The 23739-nt window shown below is 63.1% G+C and carries 19 protein-coding genes and 1 pseudogene; 8 read left to right on the top strand and 12 right to left on the bottom strand.

Annotated features, from left to right (window positions below; genetic code table 11):
* The first annotated feature begins 1 nt into the window (after position 1).
* From KW568_RS26840 to KW568_RS26870, 8 genes and pseudogenes are all read left to right on the top strand, one after another.
* Positions 2-337 (top strand): phosphoribosyl-ATP diphosphatase, encoded by a 336-nt coding sequence (locus KW568_RS26840; RefSeq protein ID WP_003249283.1) that lies wholly within the window; start codon positions 2-4, stop codon positions 335-337.
* A 25-nt stretch (positions 338-362) separates the two neighbouring features.
* The gene (locus tag KW568_RS26845) at positions 363-635 is read left to right on the top strand and encodes a twin-arginine translocase TatA/TatE family subunit (RefSeq protein ID WP_003249282.1); all 273 of its coding nucleotides are present in this window, start codon (positions 363-365) and stop codon (positions 633-635) included.
* Between the two features lie 3 nt (positions 636-638).
* Entirely contained in the window at positions 639-1016 is a 378-nt protein-coding gene (tatB, locus tag KW568_RS26850) for a Sec-independent protein translocase protein TatB (RefSeq protein WP_003249280.1), read from the top strand.
* Positions 1013-1801, top strand: coding sequence for a twin-arginine translocase subunit TatC (gene tatC, locus KW568_RS26855; RefSeq protein WP_003249278.1), 789 nt, complete (start codon positions 1013-1015; stop codon positions 1799-1801). The genes tatB and tatC overlap by 4 nt, the downstream gene beginning before the upstream one ends.
* Positions 1798-2505 (top strand): 16S rRNA (uracil(1498)-N(3))-methyltransferase, encoded by a 708-nt coding sequence (locus tag KW568_RS26860; RefSeq protein ID WP_003249277.1) that lies wholly within the window; start codon positions 1798-1800, stop codon positions 2503-2505. Before tatC ends, KW568_RS26860 begins: the two co-directional genes overlap by 4 nt.
* 218 nt (positions 2506-2723) lie before the next feature.
* Positions 2724-3668 (top strand): annotated as a pseudogene (locus tag KW568_RS31255) (methyl-accepting chemotaxis protein); the annotation flags it as partial.
* Positions 3669-3809: 141 nt separating this feature from the next.
* Entirely contained in the window at positions 3810-4523 is a 714-nt protein-coding gene (locus tag KW568_RS31260; RefSeq protein WP_371044509.1) for a methyl-accepting chemotaxis protein, read from the top strand.
* A 735-nt stretch (positions 4524-5258) separates the two neighbouring features.
* On the top strand, positions 5259-7202 hold the full coding sequence (locus KW568_RS26870; protein ID WP_004577165.1) for a methyl-accepting chemotaxis protein: 1944 nt from the start codon (positions 5259-5261) through the stop codon (positions 7200-7202).
* 109 nt (positions 7203-7311) lie between these two features.
* Here KW568_RS26870 and KW568_RS26875 read toward each other — a convergent pair whose 3' ends face one another.
* The 12 genes from KW568_RS26875 to hutU all read right to left on the bottom strand — a co-directional run bounded on the left by KW568_RS26875 (position 7312) and on the right by hutU (position 23360).
* A complete protein-coding gene (locus KW568_RS26875) occupies positions 7312-8046 on the bottom strand; it encodes an amino acid ABC transporter ATP-binding protein (RefSeq protein ID WP_259538974.1) in 735 nt (244 codons plus the stop codon).
* Positions 8039-9001 carry an amino acid ABC transporter permease gene (locus KW568_RS26880; RefSeq protein ID WP_003249268.1) on the bottom strand — a complete coding sequence of 321 codons (963 nt, stop codon included), beginning with the start codon at positions 8999-9001 and terminating at the stop codon, positions 8039-8041. Before KW568_RS26880 ends, KW568_RS26875 begins: the two co-directional genes overlap by 8 nt.
* 79 nt (positions 9002-9080) lie before the next feature.
* Positions 9081-9878: a transporter substrate-binding domain-containing protein gene (locus tag KW568_RS26885; RefSeq protein ID WP_029380729.1), complete on the bottom strand. Its 798-nt coding sequence runs from the start codon at positions 9876-9878 to the stop codon at positions 9081-9083.
* 426 nt (positions 9879-10304) lie between these two features.
* Complete coding sequence (gene mdoH, locus KW568_RS26890; RefSeq protein WP_003249265.1) at positions 10305-12878, bottom strand: glucans biosynthesis glucosyltransferase MdoH; 2574 nt, start codon at positions 12876-12878, stop codon at positions 10305-10307.
* Positions 12871-14610 carry a glucan biosynthesis protein gene (locus KW568_RS26895; RefSeq protein WP_004577164.1) on the bottom strand — a complete coding sequence of 580 codons (1740 nt, stop codon included), beginning with the start codon at positions 14608-14610 and terminating at the stop codon, positions 12871-12873. The genes mdoH and KW568_RS26895 overlap by 8 nt, the downstream gene beginning before the upstream one ends.
* Positions 14611-14873: 263 nt before the next feature.
* Positions 14874-15311: a D-aminoacyl-tRNA deacylase gene (gene dtd / locus KW568_RS26900; RefSeq protein WP_003249262.1), complete on the bottom strand. Its 438-nt coding sequence runs from the start codon at positions 15309-15311 to the stop codon at positions 14874-14876.
* Positions 15308-16279, bottom strand: coding sequence for a prolyl aminopeptidase (pip, locus tag KW568_RS26905; RefSeq protein WP_003249260.1), 972 nt, complete (start codon positions 16277-16279; stop codon positions 15308-15310). Before pip ends, dtd begins: the two co-directional genes overlap by 4 nt.
* 169 nt (positions 16280-16448) lie before the next feature.
* On the bottom strand, positions 16449-17252 hold the full coding sequence (gene hutG / locus KW568_RS26910) for an N-formylglutamate deformylase (protein WP_003249258.1): 804 nt from the start codon (positions 17250-17252) through the stop codon (positions 16449-16451).
* A gap of 10 nt (positions 17253-17262) precedes the next feature.
* Positions 17263-18468, bottom strand: a complete 1206-nt coding sequence (gene hutI, locus KW568_RS26915; protein ID WP_004577163.1) for an imidazolonepropionase — start codon at positions 18466-18468, stop codon at positions 17263-17265.
* 15 nt (positions 18469-18483) lie between these two features.
* Positions 18484-19887 carry an amino acid permease gene (locus KW568_RS26920; RefSeq protein ID WP_003249253.1) on the bottom strand — a complete coding sequence of 468 codons (1404 nt, stop codon included), beginning with the start codon at positions 19885-19887 and terminating at the stop codon, positions 18484-18486.
* A gap of 158 nt (positions 19888-20045) precedes the next feature.
* The gene (gene hutH / locus KW568_RS26925; protein ID WP_003249248.1) at positions 20046-21578 is read right to left on the bottom strand and encodes a histidine ammonia-lyase; all 1533 of its coding nucleotides are present in this window, start codon (positions 21576-21578) and stop codon (positions 20046-20048) included.
* Between the two features lie 108 nt (positions 21579-21686).
* Complete coding sequence (hutU, locus tag KW568_RS26930; protein ID WP_004577162.1) at positions 21687-23360, bottom strand: urocanate hydratase; 1674 nt, start codon at positions 23358-23360, stop codon at positions 21687-21689.
* Positions 23361-23739 lie beyond the last annotated feature (379 nt).

A 23739-nucleotide genomic window follows, 5' to 3' on the forward strand; every position in this document is an offset into this window, starting at 1 on the left:
CATGAGCGACACCCTCAACCGCCTGGCCGAAGTGCTTGAAGAACGCAAGCAAGCGGCGCCTGACAGCTCCTACGTGGCCAGCCTGTACCACAAGGGCCTGAACAAGATCCTTGAAAAGCTCGGCGAAGAGTCGGTCGAAACGATCATTGCCGCCAAGGATGCCCAGATCAGCAAGGATTACAGCGATGTCATCTACGAAACCGCCGACCTGTGGTTTCATAGCCTGGTGATGCTCAGTGCGCTGGGCCAGCATCCGCAAGCCGTGCTGGATGAGCTGGAACGCCGCTTCGGGCTTTCCGGGCATGATGAAAAGGCCGCACGCCAGCCTTCGGCTTGAGCACAACGCATTCTAGGAGAGCACCATGGGTATTTTTGACTGGAAACACTGGATTGTCCTGCTGGTCGTCGTGGTCCTGGTGTTCGGCACCAAGAAACTGAAGAACTTCGGCAGCGACCTGGGCGAGTCGATCAAGGGCTTCCGCAAGGCCATGAACGAAGAAGAGAGCAAGCCGGCCGAGCAGACTCCGCCACCTGCCCAACCTGTGCCACCGGTGCAAAACACCGCGCAGCCGCAGCAAGGCCACACCATCGAAGGCCAGGCCCACCCGGTCCAAGAGCCGCAGCGGAAAGACTGACCCATGTTCGGCATCAGTTTCAGCGAGCTCCTGCTCGTCGGCCTGGTCGCCCTGCTGGTGCTCGGTCCCGAGCGCCTGCCGGGTGCCGCGCGCACGGCAGGCCTGTGGATCGGCCGGCTCAAGCGCAGCTTCAACAGCATCAAGATGGAAGTGGAGCGCGAAATTGGCGCCGACGACATCCGCCGCCAGCTGCATAACGAGCACATCCTGCAGATGGAAGAGGAAGCCAAGCGCATCCTCAACCCAATGACGCCACCCGCGAAGCCGCCGGTCACCACGGCCAGCGTGCAGCCACCTGCCGGGCTCGAAGCCAGGCCGGTCGAAGCACCTGCTGCCCCGGCCGCACCGTCTGAACCGCCTCAACCGCCGCGAGCCCCATGAGCGAGAATCCGGAACACGACCAGCCGATGCCGCTGGTTTCGCACCTGACCGAACTGCGCACCCGCCTGCTGCGCTGTGTTGCCGTCATTTTCCTGATCTTTGCCGGGCTGTTCTCCTTCGCCCAGCAGATCTACACACTGGTTTCCGCGCCGCTGCGCGAGCACTTGCCGGCCAACGCAACGATGATCGCCACCGATGTGGCCTCGCCGTTCCTCACGCCGTTCAAGCTGACCATGATCGTGGCGCTGTTCCTGGCCATCCCGTTCATCCTTCAGCAGATCTGGGGTTTTATCGCGCCAGGGCTGTACCGCCATGAAAAGCGCATCGCCATTCCACTGTTGGTGTCGAGCATCTTCCTGTTCTATGCCGGCATGGCATTCGCCTACTTCCTTGTATTCCCGCTGATCTTCGGTTTCTTCGCCAGCGCCACGCCAGAAGGCGTTTCGATGATGACCGACATCGCAAGCTACCTCGACTTCGTGATGACGCTGTTCTTCGCCTTTGGCGTGGCCTTCGAAATCCCGGTGGCGGTCGTACTGCTGGTGTGGATCGGCGTGGTCGACGTGAAGTACCTGAAGAAAGTCCGCCCGTATGTGATCATCGGCTGCTTCGTGGTCGGCATGGTCCTCACCCCACCGGACATCTTCTCCCAGACCCTGCTGGCCGTGCCCATGTGGCTGCTGTTCGAGATCGGCGTGCTGTGCGGCAGCCTGATCCGCAAGCGCAGCGCCCACGACGAAACCGCCGACGACCATAACGACCAGCCACCAGCGACCCAACCGTGAACCTGCTGCTTCTTGAAGAGGCCGACTTCGTCTCGGCCAACCGCGTCGTTCTTGCTGATCGGCGCTTCACCCATATGCAGGAAATCCACCGCGTGGCAGTGGGCGACAACCTGCGCGTGGGCCGTATCAATGGCCTGATGGGCAAGGCCACGGTGCTGCGCCTGGAAAAGCACCAAGCCGAACTTGAAGTGGCCTTCGACCAGCAGCCACCGGCCAAGCTGCCGCTGACCCTGGTGCTGGCGGTGCCTCGGCCAAAAATGCTGCGACGGCTGTTCCAGACCGTGGCCACATTAGGCGTGCCGCGGCTGATCCTGCTGAACAGCTACAAAGTCGAGAAAAGCTTCTGGCAAACACCTTTTCTGCAGCCCGAGAGCATTCGCGAAAACCTGATCCTGGGCCTGGAACAGGCGCGCGACACCGTGTTGCCCGAGGTGATCATTGAAAAACGCTTCAAGCCTTTCGTCGAAGACCGCCTGCCCACCATCGCCGCCGGCACCCTGGGCCTGGTCGGCCATCCCGGCCCCTACCCAGCCTGTCCGCGCGCCGTAGAACAAACCGTTACCCTGGCCATTGGCCCCGAGGGTGGCTGGATCCCCTACGAGATCGACCTGCTGGGCAAGGCAGGCCTGGCGCCGGTACAGCTGGGTGATCGCATCTTGCGGGTGGAGACCGCCGTTACCGCGCTGCTTTCGCGTATTTTCTGACACAAACACCACTTTTTCGCCCATCAAGTTTCCCTCTCCCGGGCCGATGGCCTTGGCAACAATACAATTATTTGTGCTGCCAAGCCGCCGGGGAGTCGAACATGTATCAATGGTTAGCCCAATCGTTGGGCAATGTGAGCGTCAATCGCAAACTGGGGCTGGGTTTCGGCCTGGTGCTGCTGTTGACCTTGGCGATTACCCTGACCGGCTGGTACGGCATGGACAGCATCATCGACCGTGGCGACAAACTGGGAAACATCTCTGTCATCCAGCAATACACCCAGGAATTGCGCATCGCCCGCCAGCATTACGATCGCCGCCGCGACGAGGCTTCGCTGGCAGAACTGGAAAAAGCCCTGAGCAACCTCGACCGCCAGGTGCAGCGGATGCTTGGCCAGATCGAACAACCCGCCGACCGCCAACACCTCGAACAGCAACGCGAGGCAGTGCGCACCTACCAGCAGGCATTCAACGAGCTTAAGCAAGCCGACCAACGCCGCGAAGCCAGCCGTGATGTACTGGGTAGCAGCGCCGATAAAGCCGTGGAGTTGATAGGCCGTGTACAGCGCAGCCTGCTGCAAGACGCAGACATCAACCAGTACCAGCACGCGGTGGACGTCAGCGCCCTGCTGCAACAAGCGCGCTTCCAGGTGCGTGGCTACACCTACAGCGGCAATGCCGAATACCAGCAAACGGCACTGAACGCCATCGACCAGGCTTTGGCCGAACTGCGTGCACTGCCGGCCAAGGTGTCTGCCGAACATGCTGCCAGCCTGGATGACGCCGCCACAGCCATGGGCGGCTACCGCGATGCGGTGACCCAGTTCGGCGATGCCCAGCTCGCCAGCGAGCAAGCGTTGCAACGCATGGCTGAACAAGGCACGGTACTGCTGCAGGCCAGCCAGATGATGACTACCTCGCAAACCGAGGTGCGCGATGCCGCTGCCGCGCAGGCCAAAACACTGCTCGCAGTTGCCACCGTGCTGGCACTGGCCTTTGGCCTGCTGGCCGCCTGGGCCATTACCCGGCAGATCATCATCCCTCTGCGCCAAACACTGCGCGCCGCAGAGCGTGTGGCCAGCGGAGACCTGACCCAGAGCCTGCAGGTGCAACGCCGCGACGAACTGGGCCAATTGCAAGCCAGCATGCATCGTATGACCCAAGGCTTGCGTGAACTGATCGGCGGTATTGGCGACGGCGTGACGCAGATCGCCAGCGCTGCCGAGCAGCTGTCGGCGGTGACAGAACAGACCAGTGCCGGGGTCAACAACCAGAAGGTCGAAACCGACCAGGTGGCGACCGCGATGAACCAGATGACTGCCACCGTGCACGAGGTGGCACGTAATGCCGAACAGGCTTCGGAAGCCGCCTTGATGGCCGACCAGCAGGCCCGCGAGGGCGATCGCGTGGTGGGCCAGGCGGTGGCACAGATCGAGCGCCTGGCAAGCGAAGTGGTCAACTCCAGCGAAGCGATGAACCTGCTCAAGACCGAAAGCGACAAGATCGGCAGCGTACTCGACGTAATTAAATCGGTGGCCCAGCAAACCAACCTGCTGGCCCTCAACGCGGCAATCGAAGCCGCCCGCGCCGGTGAGGCCGGGCGTGGCTTTGCCGTGGTTGCCGACGAAGTGCGCAGCTTGGCCCAACGCACACAGCAGTCGACCGAAGAGATCGAAGAGTTGATTGCCGGCCTGCAAAGCGGCACCCAACGGGTGGCCAGCGTGATGGACAACAGCCGCCAACTGACCGACAGCAGCGTCGAGCTGACCCGCCGCGCCGGCAGCTCGCTGGAAACCATCACCCGCACGGTGTCGTCGATCCAGGCAATGAACCAGCAGATTGCCACGGCGGCCGAGGAGCAGACGGCGGTGGCCGAAGAAATCAACCGCAGCGTGATGAATGTGCGTGATATTTCCGACCAGACCTCGGCGGCGAGTGAAGAGACGGCCAGCTCCAGCGTGGAACTGGCGCGGTTGGGTACCCATTTGCAAGGGCTGGTTGGGCGGTTCCGGCTGTGATCTGAACCAGCGGTCGCCCGGTCGGGCCTCTTCGCGGGTAAACCCGCGCCTACACACATGCACAGGCCGTCGTAGGAGCGGGTTCACCCGCGAATGGGCCGGCCCTGCTGGCCAATTTCCACCCGCCGTTCACCGTTGCCGCCGCCACCGTATTCGCGGGTAAACCCGCTCCTACACGCATGCACAGGCCGTCGTAGGAGCGGGTTTACCCGCGAATGGGCCGGCCCTGCTGGCCAATTTCCACCCGCCGTTCACCGTTGCCGGCACCACCGTATTCGCGGGTAAACCCGCTCCTACACGCATGCACAGGCCGTCGTAGGAGCGGGTTCACCCGCGAATGGGCCGGCCCTGCTGGCCAATTTCCACCCGCCGTTCACCGTTGCCGGCACCACCGTATTCGCGGGTAAACCCGCGCCTACACACACGCACAGGCCGTCGTAGGAGCGGGTTTACCCGCGAATGGGCCAGGCCGGCTGGCCAATTTCCACCCGCCGTTCACCGTTGCCGCCGCCACCGTATTCGCGGGTAAACCCGCGCCTACACACACGCACAGGCCGTCGTAGGAGCGGGTTCACCCGCGAAGAGGACGGCACAGGACGAAATATATCCTACTGTTCGCGGCGAACTTTCCTACCTGATTATCAGGTCAAGTCCTACAGCTCCGCTGCCGATGGGCAGAGATGTGATGCCAGCCATGCGCCTGCATCCTTTCTCTCACTCGCTCGGAGATTCCCCATGCTTGGCTCCCTCAACCGCAAGCTCGGCAACATCAGTGTCGCCGCCAAGCTGGCCCTCGGCTTCGCCGTGGTCCTGCTGCTCACCCTGGCCACCACCATCAGCGGCTGGCGTGCCCTGGATGGTGCCATCGTGCGCTCACAGCAACTCAGCGAAATAGGCCTGATCAACGACCTGACAAAAGACCTGCGCGCGGAACGCATCACCTACCGCGTGCTCAACGACGATGCCAGCAGAGCACGCATCAGCAACATCCTCGACCAGCTCAACAGCATGCTGACCACCCTGCAACAACGCAGCAACGTCGATGAGTCACGGCAGTTGCTGACAGAAAAAATGGCATTGTTGCAGAACCTGCGCGACACCTTCAGCGAACTGCAGCGCAGCGTCGCCAGCCGTGTAGCCCTGCGCGAAGCCCTTCAGTCACAGGAGCATGCACTCAGCGAGGCGATTGACCAACTGCAGACCCAGGCCTTGCTGAAAATGCCTGACAACAGTCAGCAAAGTAGTGTGCTGGGCCTGATGGATACCCTCAGCCGGCATGTCGAAGGTGCCAACCAGCAAAGCCTGGTTCCCGCCTACACCTTCGCCCCGGTCGAGGATTTTGCCAAAGTCGGTGATAACGCCCTGGATGCCGCCGACAATAGCCTTGCGCAACTGCTTGAAGGCCTTGCGCCGTTGGGCTTGCCACGCGCCATCAGTGAGCAACCCGGTGTCGAGCTGAGCAAGTACCGCACCAGCCTGGATCAGTACCGCCGCGCCGCCGTACGTGTGGAGCAGTTGCAGAACAACATGGAAAACATGGGCAACGAGCTGCGAACGGTGAGCCTCGAACTGGGCAAACGCAAGGTCGAACAACGCGACAGAGAGGCCTTGGCCGCCCGGTCGCTGCTGACCAGTGTGGCGCTGCTGGCCATGGTGGTAGGGGCGCTGGCCGCTTGGCTGATCACCTTGCAGATCACCCAGCCGTTGCGCCAGACACTGGCCGTGGCTGCCCGCATCGCCAAGGGTGACCTGAGCCAGGTCGACACCGTGCAACGTCGCGACGAAATGGGCCAGCTGCAAACCAGCATGCGCGAGATGACCTTGAGCCTGCGCGAGCTGATCGGTGGCATTGATCAGGGTGTCGGCCAGCTGTCACAGGCCGCCACACAGTTGGCGGCCAGTAGCGAAGACACCAAGCTGCGCATCAATCAGCAGCGCGAGGAAACTGACCAGGTGGCGACTGCCATGAACCAGATGAGCGCCACTGTGCAGGAAGTGGCACAGAACGCCGAGCAAGCCTCGCTGGCCGCGACCAGCGCTGACCAGCAGGCCCAGGTGGGTGACCAGGTCGTCGCCGAAGCCATCGGCCGTATCGAACAGCTGGCCGGGCAGATGGACCATTGCCTGGCGGCCATGCAACACCTGGCAGGCGAGAGCCAGCGGATTGGCAGCATTCTCGATGTGATCAAGTCGGTGTCCGAACAGACCAACCTGCTGGCGCTGAACGCAGCGATCGAAGCGGCACGGGCCGGTGAAGCCGGGCGCGGCTTTGCCGTGGTGGCCGATGAGGTGCGTGGCCTGGCACAGCGCACGTCGACGGCGACCGAAGAGATCGGCCAACTGATCGACAGTCTGCACAACGGTACCGACGAAGTGACCCGCTTGCTGGACAGCAGCAAGAGCCTGACCGAACAGAGTGTGGAGCTGAGCCGCAGGGCCGGGCACGCACTGAGCCAGATCACCGACACGGTGTCGAGCATTCAGGGCATGAACCAGCAGATCGCCACCGCCAGTGAAGAGCAGAGCGTGGTGGCCGAGCAGATCAACCGAAGTGTGATCAATGTGCGGGATGTTTCGGATCAGACCAGCGCGGCCAGTGAGCAGACGGCAGTCTCGAGTGGAGAACTGGAGCATCTGGGGCAGCAATTGCGGGGGATGGTGGGGCGGTTCAGCCTCTGACTTCGCCTCGCCCTCTTCGCGGGCAAGCCCGCTCACACAGGTACATCACCCCCCTCAAGGCAGTGGTGGACATGCAGGAGCGAGCTTGCCCGCGAAGAAGCCAGCGCGGTTACAGCACCTGGCGCAGGAATGCCTGCGCACGCGGGTCTTTCGGCGCAGCGAAGAACGCGGCCGGGGCCGAATCTTCCAGCAGTTTGCCGTGGTCGAAGAACAGCACGCGGTCAGCCACTTCGCGGGCGAAGCCCATTTCGTGGGTGACGCAAACCATGGTCATGCCTTCCTGGGCCAGGGTCTTCATCACGTCCAGCACCTCATCGACCATTTCCGGGTCGAGCGCCGAGGTGGGCTCGTCGAACAGCATCACTTTCGGATCCATCGCCAGGGCCCGGGCAATCGCTACCCGCTGCTGCTGGCCGCCAGAAAGCCGTGACGGGAATTCGTTGGCCTTTTGCGCGATACCGACCTTTTCCAGCAGCGCCCGGGCCTTGGCTTCGCGGTCAGCCTTGTTGCGCTTGCGCACCACCTTCTGCGCCAGGCACAGGTTTTCCAGCACAGTCATGTGCGGGAACAGGTTGAAGTGCTGGAACACCATGCCGACTTCGCGGCGGTAGGCATTGATGTCGGTCTTGGGGTCGGCCAGTTGCAGGCCATCGATGGCCACATGGCCTTGGTCGAAATGCTCCAGGCCGTTGAGGCAGCGCAGGAACGTCGATTTGCCCGACCCCGACGGGCCGAGCACGACCACCACTTCGCCCTTGGCGACCTGAGTGGTGACGTTATCCACAGCCCTTACCACCTGGCCACGGGTGTCGAAGACTTTCAGCAAATCACGGACTTCAATCACTTTGCGCAAGCCTCCGCTCGAGCCGGCTGGCAATGTGCGACAGCGGCAGGTTGATCAGCAGGTACAGGCCTGCCACGCAGAACCAGATCTCGAAGGTAGAGAACGAGGTGGTGATGGCCTCACGGCCACTCTTGGTCAGCTCGGTGATGGCGATCACCGACACCAGCGAGGTGTCCTTGACCAGGCTGATGAACTGGCCGGCCAGGGGCGGAAGCACGCGCTTGAACGCCTGCGGCAAGATCACATGACGCATCGACTGGCCAGCGTTCAGGCCCAGCGACCGCGCAGCCTCGTTCTGGCCCTTGGCGATCGACTGCACGCCAGCACGGACGATTTCGGCCACGTAAGCACCAGTAAACAATGCCAGCGCCGCTACCCCGGCAAACTCGCGGGACAGGTTGAGCACGGTGCCGATGAAGAAGTAGAAGATGAAGATCTGCACCAGCAGCGGCGTGCCGCGCACCAGTTCGACATAGACGGTCGACAGGTCGCGCAGGGTCGGGTTGTTCGACAACCGGCACAATCCGGCGAACAGGCCGATCACCAGGCCCAGCGCCCCGGACACCACCGAGATCCACAAGGTGGTCCACAGGCCCCATGCCAGCGGGCCAGCGGCCCAATGGCGGGTTACCCCAATCTGGTCGCCTTCGGCAACATCGTCGCCGCGGCTCAGTTGCAGGCTGTCCTTGGCCACATCGAGCACTTGCTCGGCACCACTTTCGTCCTTCAGCGTGACGCGAGCGTTGTCACCGGAGATGACGATTTCCTGCACAGTGCCGTAGCCGGCAGCGCGTTGTGTTTCCTCGGCCTTGTAGGCGAAGTACTGCGGTACGCGGTTCCAGCGCCACTCGTAGGAAATCATCGAGGTGGCCATGTAAAGGCTGAGCGCCAGGCCTACCAGGACCAGGGCAGTCAACCCATGCCAAGGCCACTGGGCTTTCTTGTGTTTGATCACGTGGGGTACTTCCGTAAATGCGAACGCGCAGGGTTTGCCTGCGCGTCGGGGTCATAAAGCCGGGCTTGTGGCCTGAGCCTTATTCCATTTCCTTCAGCCAGTCCTTGTTCTTGAACCACTTATCGTGAATACGATCGTAGGTCCCGTCGTGCTTGATCTGGTGCAGGAAGTTGTTGATGAAGTTGATGCTGTCGTAGTCGCCTTTCTTCAGGCCGAAGGCCAGCGGCTCGTAGGTGAAGGGTTCTTCGAGGAACAGCAGCTTGCCGGCGCCGGCTTTCTCTACCGCCACCACGTTGTACGGCGCGTCATAGACAAAGGCGTCGGCCTTGCCATTGACCACGTCCATCACCGCTTCCTGCTCGTTGTCGTAACCGTGGTACTTGGCTTTGCTGATCAGCTTCTTGGACACCATTTCGCCGGTGGTGCCAAGCTTGGAGGTCAGGCGATACTTCTCGTTGTTCAGGTCCTTGTACGACTTGATCTCGCCAGCCAGCTCCTTGCGGATCAGCAGGGTCTGGCCAACCACGATGAAGGGTTCGCTGAAGTTCAGGCGCAGGTTGCGCTCCTGGGTCAGGGTCATGCCGCTGCCGATCATGTCGAACTTGTCGGTCAGCAAGGCCGGGATGATGCCGTCATAGGCGGTGGACACTGCCTCGAACTTCACGCCCATGGACTTGGCCATGGCTTTGAGGATATCGACTTCGAAGCCGATGATCTCGCCACGTTTGTTGGTCATCTGGAACGGCATGTAGGTTGGGTCCATGCCCACCCGCAAGGTGCCGCGCTTGACCGCGTCATCGATGGCGCCCGCCTGGGCCGCGGTCACGGCGACCAGGGCGGTCACACCGACCAGCAGTCGCGAAAGGTATTTCTTGATCATCACCAAGTCCCCTAGCAAGAAAAGTAGCGAATCTTATTGTGTTGGCACGGCCGTACTGGCCGAAGCGTCGTATCGGAGAAGGATGCTAACGCATGGCGGCCCGAGGACCTAGAGCCGCGGGGGGACTTTGTTGGCCAAAATGAGGGGGCTAGGCCAAAAAGCTTCGCGGGTGAACCCGCGCCTACAAGGGAATGTGTATCCCTGGTAGGAGCGCGTTCACCCGCGAAGAGCCCCGATCAGGCGTCCTGTAGGAGCGGGTTCACCCGCGAAGAGGCCCTGTCAGGCGCCCCGTAGGAGCGGGTTCACCCGCGAAGAGGCCCTATCAGGCGCCCCGTAGGAGCGGGTTCACCCGCGAAGAGGCCCTATCAGGCGCCCCGTAGGAGCGGGTCCATCGGGGCGCCGAACCGCCGCGAACAGGCCCGATCAGGCGCCGACGAGTGCCGGTTGGCCTGCGTTTTCCGGGTGCAACGGCAACAGCGGCGAATGCGGGTCATTGTTGATCGACGCACGCCACACATCGATCCAGGCCGCATTGTGCTCGGCCCACACCTGCTCGTGCAGGCGGCTCAGTGCCACCGGGTCGCTGAGCAGGGCCAGGCGAGTATTGAGGTCCAGGCCTTTTGGCCCGACTTCAATTGCCTTGGCAACGCGCTCGGCACGCAACGCTTCGATCGGTGCCGCCTGGCCATGGCGGGCAGTGGCCATGGCGCAGGCCAGGGCGTTCTGCCGCGGGTCGACCACGGCCCGCACGAAACCATCATGCAAGGCATGCCAGCGGTTTTCGTGGGTGTACTGGTCGGTAGCCAACAGCTCTTGTGGGGTGGCGTATTCCTCTGGGATGAGGAACAGCTTCTCGTCCTTGGCCGCCAGGCCCAGGCGGGTGCGGCTGGAAATCACCGATACCGGGATCGACAGCACCAGCGAACCGACGATAGGCGCCAGCCACCACAGGAAGCTCGGGTTCAACCACGCCACCAGTGCGGCCCAGGCAACGCCCAGCAGCGTCTGCGGGCCATGCCGGCGCACGGCTTCGCCCCACGGCGTGGAGTCGTCGTCACGCTGCGGCGAGTTCCAGGTCGCAGCCCAGCCGAGGAACGCGGCCAGCACGAAGCGGGTGTGGAAGATCATGCGTACCGGTGCCAGCAACATGGAGAACAGCATCTCCATCAGCATCGACAAGGTGACCTTGACGCGTCCACCGTACTCGACGGCGCCCTTGGCCCAGATCAGGATGACGCTAAGCAGCTTGGGCAGGAACAGCAGCACAATGGTGGTGGAGAACAGCGCCACAGCCTTCTCCGGGTGCCACTGCGGCCACAGCGGGTAAAGCTGGTACGGCTCGATGAAATACTGCGGCTCCATCAGCGTGTTGGTCGCCAGCAGCGCGGTCGACAGCACCAGGAACAGGAACCACAGCGGCGCCGACAGGTAAGACATCACCCCGGTGAGAAACACCGCACGGTGAACCGGGTGCATGCCCTTGACCAGGAACAGGCGGAAGTTCATCAGGTTGCCGTGGCACCAGCGGCGGTCGCGCTTGAGCTCGTCGAGCAGGTTTGGCGGCAGTTCTTCGTAGCTGCCCGGCAAGTCGTAGGCAATCCACACACCCCAGCCGGCACGGCGCATCAGCGCGGCTTCGACGAAGTCGTGGGAAAGGATGGCACCGGCGAACGCGCCCTTGCCCGGCAACGGCGCCAGGGCGCAGTGCTCGATGAACGGCTTCATGCGGATGATCGCGTTGTGGCCCCAGTAGTGCGACTCACCCAACTGCCAGAAGTGCAGACCGGCAGTGAACAGTGGGCCGTACACGCGGGTAGCGAACTGTTGCATGCGTGCATACAGGGTATCCATGCCCGAGGCTTTCGGCCCGGTCTGGATGATGCCGGCATCCGGGTTGGCCTCCATCAGGCGCACCAGGCTGCTCAGGCACTCGCCACTCATGACGCTGTCGGCGTCGAGCACAACCATGTACTTGTACTCGCCACCCCAGCGACGGCAGAAGTCGTCGAGGTTGCCGCTCTTGCGCTTCACACGGCGCCGACGGCGGCGGTAGAAGATGCGGCCAAAGCCTTTGGTTTCGCGGCACACATCCAGCCAGGCCTGTTGCTCGGCCACGGCAATGTCGGTGTCGTTGGTGTCGCTGAGCACAAAGAAGTCGAACCGGTCGAGGTTGCCGCTGGCAGCCACCGACTCGAACGTTGCGCGCAGGCCGGCGAACACCCGCGGCACGTCTTCGTTGCAAATCGGCATCACCAGCGCGGTACGCGCCTCGGGCGCGATCGGCTCGTTGCCTGCGCTGCTACCGGAAATCTTGTATTTGTCACGCCCGGTGAGCAGCTCGAGGAAGCCCATCAGAGCGGTCCAGAAGCCCGCCGACACCCAGCAGAACAGGATGCCGAAGAGGATCAGGATGGAAGTTTGCAGGGCATACGGCCACACCTGCACCACCGTGTCCCACAGCGGCTGGTTGACGATTTCGTCAAAGTCCACGAACGACCAGCCCTGGTACGGCAGGATGCCTTTCATGTACCAGCCAGCGACGATGGTCTGGCCGATCATGAGCGTCAGCAGGATGTAACGGCGGATCGAGCCAACCGTGCGCCAGCGGGCCGGCGGCAGCTCGCGCTTGGGCGGCTGCGGGGCGTTGGGGCGGCCGGTCATGCGTCGCCACATGCGGATCAGCACATTGGTGCGCCATGGCTCGGGCACGACCTTGGTGCGCTTGATCGGCGGGGCGATCTTCAGGCACAGGCGACCGCTGCCGTCGACGCCGAGCATTTCAGCATCTTCCAGCTCGGCGGCGCTGCCCACGGTCAGGCGCGGGCCCACCGAGGCCTGCACGGCCTCGGCAGAGCTGGCGGCCGGGTTGGCCGCCAAGCGTTGGTGTAGCTCACTGAACGAGGTGCAGCTGGCAAGTTCAGCCCGCTGCTCGTCGCTCAGGGGTAGGTGGGCCAGGTACTCGCCAAGCGATTCCGGCCTTGCGCTTGAGTTACTCATCGGCAGGCAACTGATAGCTCCAGGTCTCGGTCAGCACCTTCTCGGTGGTGGCCGGGGCCCCGTTGGTGGGCGCCGCATCGGCGGCAGGTTGTTCGGCCTTGGCAGATTGCTCAGCCTTGACGGCTTTCTCGGCCTTGGCATGCTTGGCTGTGGCCTTGTCCTGCTTGGCGTCCTGGGCAGGCTTGGCGGGCTCGACCGGTACATCACGCACCAGTGCGGCGCGCATTTCGGTCGACTTGTTGGCTTCCTTGACCTTCAGGCGCAGGGTCAGGCGCCAGCCCTTGGTCTCAGGGTTATAGCGCAGATTGTTCTCGACCACCTCGGCGTTGTCGCCCACGCTGATCTGGCTGCGCACGGCGGTGTCTTCCGGCAGGGCCGCAAGCGCCGGGCCGGCGAAGTCGACCAGGAATGCCACGCTGCCATCTGGCTGGCGGATCAGGTTGGACTGCTTGACGTCACCCGTGGAACGCAGGGTCTGCTTGACCGAGCCCAGGTCAGGGGCCTGGAACTTCGGCTCGTCGATGGTCCAGTGCAGGCGGTAGGCGTACTCGAACGGTTTACCTGGCTCCGGCAGTTTCTCCGGGCTCCAGAAGGCCACGATATTGTCGTTGGTCTCATCGGCGGTCGGGATTTCGACCAGGTCGACGCTACCCTTGCCCCAGTCACCCTTCGGCTCGATCCAGGCGCTTGGGCGCTTCTGGTAGTTGTCGTCGAGGTCTTCGTAGTCGCTGAAAGCACGCTGACGCTGCATCAGGCCGAAACCACGCGGGTTCTCGACGCTGAAGTTACTTACAGCCAGGTGTTTCGGGTTGTTCAGCGGGCGCCACAGCCACTCGCCGTTGCCGGCATGGATCGACAGGCCTTCGGAGTCGTGCAGGGCCGGGCGGTAGTTGAGCACCTTGGACGGCTGGTTGGGGCCGAACAGGTACATGCTGGTCAGCGGCGCAATGCCCAGGCGGCTGACATGGTCACGCAGGAACACGCGGGACTGCACGTCGACCACGGTGTCGTTGCCTGGACGCAGGGTCAGCTTGTAGGCGCCGGTAGAGCGCGGCGAATCCAGCAGCGCGTAGATCACCAGGTGCTTGTCGGCTGGCTTGGGCTTTTCAACCCAGAACTCGGTGAAGCGCGGGAATTCTTCGCCCGACGGCAGGGCGGTGTCGATGGCCAGGCCACGGGCAGACAGGCCGTACACGTGGCCCTTGCCGACTACGCGGAAATAGCTGGCGCCAAGCAGGGTCATGATCTCGTCCTGCTTGTCGGCCTTGTTGATCGGGTACAGCACGCGGAAGCCTGCATAACCGAGGTTTTTCGTGGTTTCCGGGTCGTGCGGCACGTCACCGAACTCGAAGCGGTCCGGGTCGTACTTGATTTCCTCGACCTTGGTGGCGGTGACCTCGTTGATTTTCACCGGGGTGTCGAAGTGCATGCCCTGATGATAGAACGACAGTTTGAACGGGGTCTTCTCCTTCGCCCACTCGGCCTTTTCCTGCAGGAAACGGATTTTCTGGTAGTCCGCGAACTTCATGTCGCGGAACACGGCCGGCAGGTTGCTTTTGGGCGCGTCGTACTTCTGGCCGGCCAGATCCTTTGCCTTGGCAGCAACATCGTCAAGATTGAATGCCCACAGCTGGCCCGCGCTCATCAGGCCGACCAGAGCCACACTGGCCATCAGCGCCTTGCGTAGCCCGACGCTGGGGATTCTTGATGCTTTTTGGGGACTAACAATCACGAGCAACCCTCGCCGAAAACAGATCATGAAACCAACGGCCAGCGACAAATGCCGGGTTGGCGAGCACTGTTCGGACCCCGCGAGGGCGTAATGATTCCCCAAACGGATCCAGACAATGCTCGAGTCAGAGTGAAACGGACCTACGAACGCAGGTCCATGCAGCGCGCGATTATCCAGCAGGTTGCGTGACAACGCATCAGGCTGGAGCAACTATTTATCGTACAAAACCCCTTGTTTTCCTGTGAACAAAGGGTTTTTTGACCTCATATTTGTAACATAAATGTTACCGGGCCATCATTGACCAGGTGCACCTGCATATCTGCACCAAAACGGCCGCTGGCTACGTCGGCGTACTGTGCTTTTGCCTGTTGCAAAAGATAGTCGAACAACTCGGCGCCGAGGGCCGGTGGCGCTGCGGTCGAGAAGCTTGGGCGCATGCCGTTGCGGGTGTCGGCCGCCAAGGTGAACTGTGACACCAGTAGCAGGCCACCCCCGACATCCTTGAGCGACAGGTTCATCTTGCCCTGCTCGTCACTGAACACACGGTAGTTCAGCAGCTTGTGCAACAGCTTATCGGCCTGTTCACGGGAATCTTCAGGCTCGACCGCGACCAGCACCAGCAACCCTTGGTCGATGGCGCCGACCACCTCCCCCGCCACTTCAACCCGCGCACCGCGCACGCGCTGCAGCAGGCCCCTCATGCTTCTTCCAGGGGCAGGTCGAGCAGGCGCCGGGCCATCTGGTCGGCGGCACGCACCAAGGCATCGGTGATGCCAGGCTCGGAAGCCGCGTGACCGGCGTCACGGATCACTTTCAACTCACTGTTCGGCCAGGCCTGGTGCAACGCCCAGGCGTTGTCCAAGGGGCAGATCACATCGTAGCGCCCATGCACGATCACCGCCGGCAGGTGGGCGATTTTGGGCAGATCGCGGATCAGCTGGTCCGGTTCGAGGAAGGCGTTGTTCATGAAGTAGTGGCATTCGATGCGGGCGATCGACAACGCCCGCTGCGGTTCGGAAAAGCGGTCGACCACCAGCGGGTTGGGGCGCAGGGTGGCGGTACGGCCTTCCCAGGTGGACCACGCCTTGGCGGCGTGCATCTGGGCAATCTGGTCGTTACCGGTCAGGCGTTTGTGGAAGGCCCTGACCAGGTCGCCGCGTTCCTCCGGTGGAATCGGTGCGATGTAGTCCTGCCAGTAGTCGGGGAACAGGCGGCTGGCGCCTTCCTGGTAGAACCACTCGATTTCCTGCGGCCGGCACAGGAAGATGCCGCGCAGGATCAGGCCGTGCACGCGTTCTGGGTGAGCCTGAGCGTAGGCCAGGGCCAGGGTCGAGCCCCAAGAGCCACCAAACAGCACCCACTTGTCTATGCCAAGGTGTTCGCGAATGCGCTCCAGGTCTTCGACCAGGTGCCAGGTGGTGTTGTTCTCCAGGCTCGCATGGGGCGTGGAGCGGCCACAGCCGCGCTGGTCGAAGGTGATGATGCGGTACAGGTTGGGATCAAAGTAGCAGCGGCTCTGGGCGTCGCAGCCAGCGCCAGGGCCTCCGTGGATGAACACCACGGGCAGACCTTCCGGCGAGCCGCTTTCGTCGACATAAAGCACATGCGGCGCTTCCACGGCCAGATCGTGCCTGGCGTAGGGTTTGATCTGCGGGTAGAGGGTCTGCATTGCGCACTCCGTGTGAGGATTATTCGGCCGTGGGCCATCATAAACCTGAATTGCGCTTTCAGCACCGTCCTTGCTGACGCGTTCGAACGGCGCGAATTGACCCTTGCGCAGATTTCCGGCAACTGCCTCCCACGGTGCCTGGCGACGCCAATAGCGTCGCCGCCTCCACTCAACGCTTGTAACGCGCGTCGCCCCAGGCCAGCAGCGCTTGCAGAAGCTGCCTCAATACCGCTTGCGTCGGTTGCGCCAAGTCTTCCCGGTAGGCAAACGGCTCGACTTCCTCCATATAGGTGCTTTGCGCCAGCTCCAGTTGCACAGCATGGATATGGTTGGCCGGGTCGCCATAATGCCGGGTGATGTGACCGCCTTTGAACCGACCATTAAGCACATGGCTGTAACCTTGCACCTCGGCGCACACACCCTGCAGCCGCTCAGCCAGTGCCGGATCGCAACTGGCGCCGTTGAAAGTACCCAGGTTGAAGTCCGGTAGCTTGCCGTCGAACAGGTGCGGGATCAGCGAACGGATCGAATGGGCATCCCACAGCAGCGCATAGCCAAACTGCTCACGCAAGCGGTCCAGTTCACGACGAATGGTCGCGTGATAAGGGCGCCAGATTTGCTCCAGATAGCGTTTTCGCTCTTCGCCAGACGGCGCCAGCCCGTCTTTGAAGAGGGGTTCGCCGCCGAACAAGGTCGCCGGGTACAAGCCCGTGGTGGCGCCGGCGTACAGCGGCTTGTCGTCGTCCGGACGGTTCAGGTCGATGACGAAGCGTGAGTACTCTGCGGCTACCACGCTGGCACCCAAGTCACGGGCAAAGTCGTACAACTGCGGGATGTGCCAGTCGGTGTCCGGCAAGCTTTGCGCCTGGTCGACCAGGCCGTCGCGCACGGCGTCGGTCAGACGCAAGCCCGCGTGCGGCATGCTGATCAGCAGCGGCAGGCGACCTTGGTGAAAACTCAATACCTTGTCCATCGTGCCTCGCTCAGTTGGAGATTTCGTGGCCCATGCGCACTACGCGCTTGGGCAGGTCGCCACCCAGCCAGTAGGCCAGGTCGGCGGGGCGTTCGATTTGCCAGGCAACGAAGTCGGCCACCTTGCCCACTTGCAGCGAGCCGTGGCTGTCACCCAGGCCCAGCGCCGTGGCGGCGTGCACCGTAACGCCTGCCAGGGCCTCTTCCGGCGTCATGCGGAAGCAGGTGCAGCCCATGTTCAGCATCAACCGCAGCGACAACCCTGGCGAGGTGCCGGGGTTGAGGTCGCTGGCCAGGGCAATCTTTACCCCGTGGCGGCGCAATGCATCCATTGGCGGCAGCTGGGTTTCACGCAGGAAGTAGAAAGCACCCGGTAACAGTACGGCGACCGTGCCGGCGTTTGCCATGGCCACGGCGTCTTCCTCTGTCATGAACTCCAGGTGGTCAGCCGACAGTGCCTGGTAACGCGCGGCCAGGCTTGAGCCGTGCAACGATGACAGCTGTTCGGCATGCAGCTTGACCGGCAGGCCCAGTTCGCGCGCCTTGATGAACAGCCGCTCGACCTGGGCCGGCGAGAACGCGAGGTGTTCGCAGAAGGCATCCACCGCATCCACCAGGCCTTCGCCGGCCAGGGCCGGCAACATCTCGTCACTGATGTGCGCGATGTAGTCGTCGGCCCGACCCGCGTACTCCGGGGGCAAAGCGTGCGCCGCCAGGCAGGTGGCACGCACCGTCAGCGGCAGCTCGTCAGCCAGGCGCCGGGCCACTCGCAGCATCTTGCGCTCATTGGCCAAGTCCAGGCCGTAGCCGGACTTGACCTCGAGGGTGGTCACGCCATCGCGCATCAGTGCCTGAACGCGCTGGCGAGCACTGGCGAACAGCTCGTCTTCGCTTGCCGCCCGGGTAGCCCGCACGGTACTCGCGATACCCCCGCCCTGCGCGGCGATTTCGGCATAGCTCACGCCCTGCAGGCGCTGCTCGAACTCGCCGCTGCGGTTGCCACCGAACACCGCATGGGTGTGGCAGTCGATCAGGCCGGGGGTGACCCAGGCACCCCCCAGGTCAACCGTGCGGTCAGCTTCGACCGATGCCAGCTCGGCGCGTGGGCCTATCCACTCGATCAGCCCGGCGCTGGTGACGATCGCCGCGTCCTCGATGGCCGAGTAACGGCCATCGGCCATGGTTGCAACATGGCAATGCTGCCAGAGGGTTCTCATGCACAATCTCCTTTGCTAGCGGTGCAGCTCGGCCGGCTCCGCTACCGGCTGGCCCTGCCCTGCGCGCGGCTTGCACCACAGCAGGTAGGACGCCACCAGGAACACCACCCAGATCACGCCGACGATCAATGCCGCCTGGGTGTCCGGGAAGTAACCGAGCACGCCAAAGATGAACACCATGAACGCAATGGCCATGGCCGGGCCGTATGGCCAGAACGGTACCGGGAACTTGAGCTGGGCCACTTCCTCGCGGCTCATGCTGCGGCGCATGGCTACCTGGGTGAGCAGGATCATCAGCCACACCCACACCGTGGCGAAGGTGGCGATCGAGGCAATCAGCAGGAACACATTTTCCGGGATCAGGTAGTTGAGCAATACGCCGATCAGCAGCGCAGCCCCCATCACCACGACGGTCATCCACGGTACGCCATGTTTCGACAACTTGCTGAAGCCGCGCGGGGCGTGGCCTTGCTGGGCCAGGCCATACATCATGCGGCCAGCGCCAAAGATGTCGCTGTTGATGGCAGAGATGGCAGCGGAAATCACCACGACGTTCAGCACGGCAGCGGCAGAACCAATGCCCAGGTTGCTGAAGATCTGCACGAACGGGCTGCCCTGGCTACCGATCTGCGGCCAGGGGTACAGGCACATCAGCACGAACAGGGTGAGCACGTAGAACAGCAGGATACGCAGTGGCACCGCGTTGATCGCTTTGGGAATGACGCGCTGCGGGTCTTTTGCCTCACCGGCGGTGACGCCGATGATCTCGATACCGCCGAAGGCGAACATCACCACGGCAAACGACGCAATCAAGCCCCCCACGCCGTTAGGCATGAAGCCGCCGTGGTCGAACAGGTTGCTCATGCCTACGGCATGCCCGGTACCCACCTGGCTGAAACCGAAGGCCATGATGCCGAGGCCGGCCAGGATCATCGCCACGATGGCGCCGACCTTGAGCAGCGACAGCCAGAATTCCATTTCGCCGAATACCTTGACGTTGCACAGGTTGAGGCCGCCGATCAGGAAAACGATGCCCAGCACCCAGATCCAGCGGGCTACCTCCGGGAACCAGAAGCCCATGTAGATACCGAACGCGGTGACGTCGGCGATGGCGACGATGACCATCTCGAATGCGTAGGTCCAGCCGAGGATGAAACCGGCCATTGGGCCGAGGTAGGTCGTGGCGTAGTGGCCGAAGGAGCCGGCCACCGGGTTGTGCACGGCCATTTCGCCAAGGGCGCGCATGACCATGAACACGGCGGCGCCGCCGATCAGGTAGGCCAGCAGCACGGCCGGGCCTGCCATCTGGATGGCCGAGGCAGAGCCGTAGAACAGGCCGGTGCCGATGGCGGAGCCGAGAGCCATGAAACGGATGTGGCGGGCACTTAGCCCGCGCTTGAGACCTTGAGCTTGTTGCATGTCACGTCCTTGAATTGTTTTTGTGGTCGTGAGATTGAGCGGCTGCTGCGCAGCCCCTTCGCGGGCAAGCCCGCTCCTACATGGATAGCGTTTGCAGATCGCAAGCTGTGTAGGAGCGGGCTTGACCGCGAAGGGCCGCCAAGCGGCCCCAAGGGGCATTACAGGCTTGGCAGCACACCCGCCGGCAGCAAGCCGGTCAGACTACCCTTGGCCAACAGGTCCACGGCCTTTTCGATATCCGGCGCGAAGAAACGGTCACGGTCGTAATGCGGCACCTCGCTGCGCAGCGCCTGGCGCGCCTGCTCCAGCTTGGCCGAAGTCTTCAGGCCTTTGCGCAGGTCCAGGCCCTGGCACGCGCCCAGCCATTCGATGGCCAGCACGCCACGGGTGTTTTCGGCCATTTCCCACAGGCGCTTGCCGGCAGCCGGGGCCATCGACACGTGGTCTTCCTGGTTGGCCGAAGTTGGCAGGCTGTCGACACTGTGCGGGTGCGACAAAGCCTTGTTCTCGCTGGCCAGGGCGGCAGCGGTGACCTGGGCGATCATGAAGCCAGAGTTGACCCCACCGTTTTCCACCAGGAACGGCGGCAATTGGGACATGTGCTTGTCCATCATCAGCGAGATGCGACGCTCGCTGAGCGAACCGATTTCGGCGATGGCCAGGGCCAGGTTGTCGGCGGCCATGGCCACCGGTTCGGCGTGGAAGTTGCCGCCGGAGATCACATCACCTTCGGCAGCGAACACCAGCGGGTTGTCCGACACGGCGTTGGCTTCGATGCCCAGTACCTCGGCGGCCTGGCGCAGCTGGGTCAGGCAGGCACCCATGACCTGCGGCTGGCAGCGCAGCGAGTACGGGTCCTGGACCTTGTCGCAGTTCTTGTGCGACAGCGACACTTCGCTGGAGTCGCCCAGCAGGTCGCGGAAGCAGGCGGCGGTGTCGATCTGGCCGCGCTGGCCACGCACTTCGTGGATACGCGCATCGAACGGCGAACGCGAGCCCAGCGCAGCTTCGACGCTCAGGCCACCGCAGGCGATGGCAGCGGCATACAGGTCTTCGCCCTGGAACAGGCCACGCAAGGCATAGGCGGTGGAGGCCTGGGTACCGTTGAGCAGGGCCAGGCCCTCTTTGGCGGCCAGGGTCAGCGGCTCGAGGCCGGCAATCGCCAAGGCCTCGGTGGCCGGCAGCCACTGGCCCTTGTAGCGGGCCTTGCCTTCACCCAGCAGCACCAGCGACATATGCGCAAGCGGCGCAAGGTCACCGGATGCGCCGACCGAGCCTTTCAGCGGGATGTGCGGGTAGACTTCGGCGTTGACCAGGGCAATCAGCGCGTCGATGACTTTGCGGCGGATGCCGGAGAAGCCACGGCTGAGGCTGTTGATCTTCAGCACCATGATCAACCGCACCAAGTCGTCATCCAGCGGCGCGCCGATACCGGCGGCGTGGGACAGCACCAGCGAACGCTGCAGGTTCTCCAGGTCATGGCTGGCGATGCGGGTCGAGGCCAGCAGGCCGAAACCGGTGTTGATGCCGTAGGCAGTACGGTCTTCGGCAATGATCTGTTCGACACAGGCGACGCTGGCGTCGATGGCCGGTGCGGCGCTGGCATCCAGTTGCAGGCGCACGGGCGCGGCATGGATCGCGCGCAGCTGGGCCAGGGTCAGGGTGCCAGGCTTGAGGGTGAGTTCGGTCACGTTACTACTCCAAATCGCGTGGAGCCGCAGGCCCGCTTGTGGGTGCCTGCGCGCTCCTTCTTGTTGTTCAGTATCACCCCTTGCAGGGTGCGATCCAAAGCGTGGTGATCAGCCGGTGATCATCGGCAGGTCCAGGCCCTGCTCCTTGGCGCAGTCGATGGCGATGTCATAACCGGCATCGGCGTGACGCATGACGCCAGTCCCTGGGTCGTTGGTCAGTACCCGGGCGATGCGCTCGGCGGCCTCATCGGTACCGTCGCAGACGATGACCATGCCCGAGTGCTGCGAGAAGCCCATGCCCACGCCACCGCCATGGTGCAGCGATACCCAGGTGGCGCCGCCTGCGGTGTTCAGCAGGGCGTTGAGCAGCGGCCAGTCGGAAACAGCGTCCGAACCATCACGCATGGCCTCGGTTTCGCGGTTCGGGCTGGATACCGAGCCGGAGTCGAGGTGGTCACGGCCGATCACCACCGGTGCCGACAGCTCGCCGCTGCGGACCATTTCGTTGAAAGCCAGGCCCAGCTTGGCGCGAAGGCCCAGCCCCACCCAGCAGATACGTGCCGGCAGGCCCTGGAAGCTGATGCGCTCGCGGGCCATGTCCAGCCAGCGGTGCAGGTGGGCGTCGTCGGGGATCAGTTCCTTGACCTTGGCGTCGGTCTTGTAGATGTCCTCGGCTTCACCGGACAGCGCCGCCCAGCGGAACGGGCCGACCCCGCGGCAGAACAGTGGGCGGATGTAGGCCGGGACGAAGCCTGGGAAGTCGAAGGCATTGGCCACGCCCTCTTCCTTGGCCATCTGGCGGATGTTGTTGCCGTAGTCGAAGGTCGGGATGCCCTGCTTCTGGAAGTCCAGCATGGCCTGCACGTGCACGGCCATCGACTGCTTGGCAGCCTTGACCACTGCAGCCGGTTCGGTCTGCGCACGGTCGCGGTACTGTTCCCAGGTCCAGCCGGCAGGCAGGTAGCCGTTCAGTGGGTCGTGGGCGCTGGTCTGGTCGGTGACCATGTCCGGGCGCACGCCACGTTTGACCAGCTCTGGGAGGATTTCGGCGGCGTTGCCATGCAGGGCGATGGAGATGGCCTTGCCTTCGGCGGTGTACTTGGCGATGCGTGCCAGGGCGTCGTCGAGGTCAGTGGCCTGCTCGTCGACGTAGCGGGTTTCCAGGCGGAAGTCGATACGGCTCTGCTGGCATTCGATGTTCAGCGAGCAAGCACCGGCCAGGGTCGCGGCCAGTGGCTGGGCGCCGCCCATGCCGCCCAGGCCAGCGGTGAGTACCCACTTGCCTTTCAGGCTGCCGCCGTAGTGCTGGCGACCGGCTTCGACGAAGGTTTCATAGGTGCCCTGGACGATGCCCTGGCTGCCGATGTAGATCCAGCTGCCGGCGGTCATCTGGCCGTACATGGCCAGGCCCTTGGCGTCCAGTTCGTTGAAGTGTTCCCAGTTGGCCCAGTGTGGCACCAGGTTGGAGTTGGCAATCAGCACGCGCGGTGCGTTGCTGTGGGTCTTGAACACACCGACAGGCTTGCCCGACTGCACCAGCAGGGTTTCGTCGTCTTCCAGGCGGGTCAGGGTTTCGACGATCTTGTCGTAGCACGCCCAGTTGCGCGCGGCGCGGCCGATACCGCCGTATACCACCAGCTCTTTCGGGTTTTCCGCGACCTGTGGATCGAGGTTGTTCATCAGCATGCGCAGTGGCGCTTCGGTCAGCCAGCTTTTGGCGGTCAGCTTGTTGCCACGTGGGGCACGGATTTCAACGTCACGGTATTTGTTGTTGTCGGTCACGGGAAAGGTCCTCTGCGGTCGTCCGCGGGCGGGTATGTCGTGGTCAATATACAAACACACCTTTACTTGTATGTACAAGCATGGACAACCAAAATAATTGGACCTTGCCGTTCCTACCTTGACTTCTTGGGGGGGGGGTGAAGCGAGCGCCGGTCCGGCTTGAGTTCTGCGGCGGTGCGTAGATCGAGCGCCGCCCGCGCGGCGCTTCGCGGGTAAACCCGCTCCTACGTTTGTTTCAGGCCAGTCCATCCTGTGCCTGGCGCGCGCGACCGCCTTGTTGGTACGACGCGATATCGAGATAGGCACCAAGGCGTTCGCGCGCGAATCCCACAGGCATAATTGGCCCGAAACAAACGTAGGAGCGGGTTTACCCGCGAAG

Origin of the sequence: Pseudomonas sp. HD6515 (genome assembly GCF_024971855.1) — a bacterium.
Classification (GTDB): domain Bacteria; phylum Pseudomonadota; class Gammaproteobacteria; order Pseudomonadales; family Pseudomonadaceae; genus Aquipseudomonas; species Aquipseudomonas alloputida.

Excerpts from the sequence above, each read along its gene's own strand:
- KW568_RS26840 (WP_003249283.1), top strand. The coding sequence starts at position 2 with ATGAGCGACACCCTCAACCGCCTGGCCGAAGTGCTTGAAGAACGCAAG.
- KW568_RS26845 (WP_003249282.1), top strand. The coding sequence starts at position 363 with ATGGGTATTTTTGACTGGAAACACTGGATTGTCCTGCTGGTCGTCGTG.
- tatB (WP_003249280.1), top strand. The coding sequence starts at position 639 with ATGTTCGGCATCAGTTTCAGCGAGCTCCTGCTCGTCGGCCTGGTCGCC.
- tatC (WP_003249278.1), top strand. The coding sequence starts at position 1,013 with ATGAGCGAGAATCCGGAACACGACCAGCCGATGCCGCTGGTTTCGCAC.
- KW568_RS31260 (WP_371044509.1), top strand. The coding sequence starts at position 3,810 with ATGAACCAGATGACTGCCACCGTGCACGAGGTGGCACGTAATGCCGAA.
- KW568_RS26870 (WP_004577165.1), top strand. The coding sequence starts at position 5,259 with ATGCTTGGCTCCCTCAACCGCAAGCTCGGCAACATCAGTGTCGCCGCC.
- mdoH (WP_003249265.1), bottom strand. The coding sequence starts at position 12,878 with ATGAGTAACTCAAGCGCAAGGCCGGAATCGCTTGGCGAGTACCTGGCC.
- dtd (WP_003249262.1), bottom strand. The coding sequence starts at position 15,311 with ATGAGGGGCCTGCTGCAGCGCGTGCGCGGTGCGCGGGTTGAAGTGGCG.
- pip (WP_003249260.1), bottom strand. The coding sequence starts at position 16,279 with ATGCAGACCCTCTACCCGCAGATCAAACCCTACGCCAGGCACGATCTG.
- hutG (WP_003249258.1), bottom strand. The coding sequence starts at position 17,252 with ATGGACAAGGTATTGAGTTTTCACCAAGGTCGCCTGCCGCTGCTGATC.
- hutI (WP_004577163.1), bottom strand. The coding sequence starts at position 18,468 with ATGAGAACCCTCTGGCAGCATTGCCATGTTGCAACCATGGCCGATGGC.
- KW568_RS26920 (WP_003249253.1), bottom strand. The coding sequence starts at position 19,887 with ATGCAACAAGCTCAAGGTCTCAAGCGCGGGCTAAGTGCCCGCCACATC.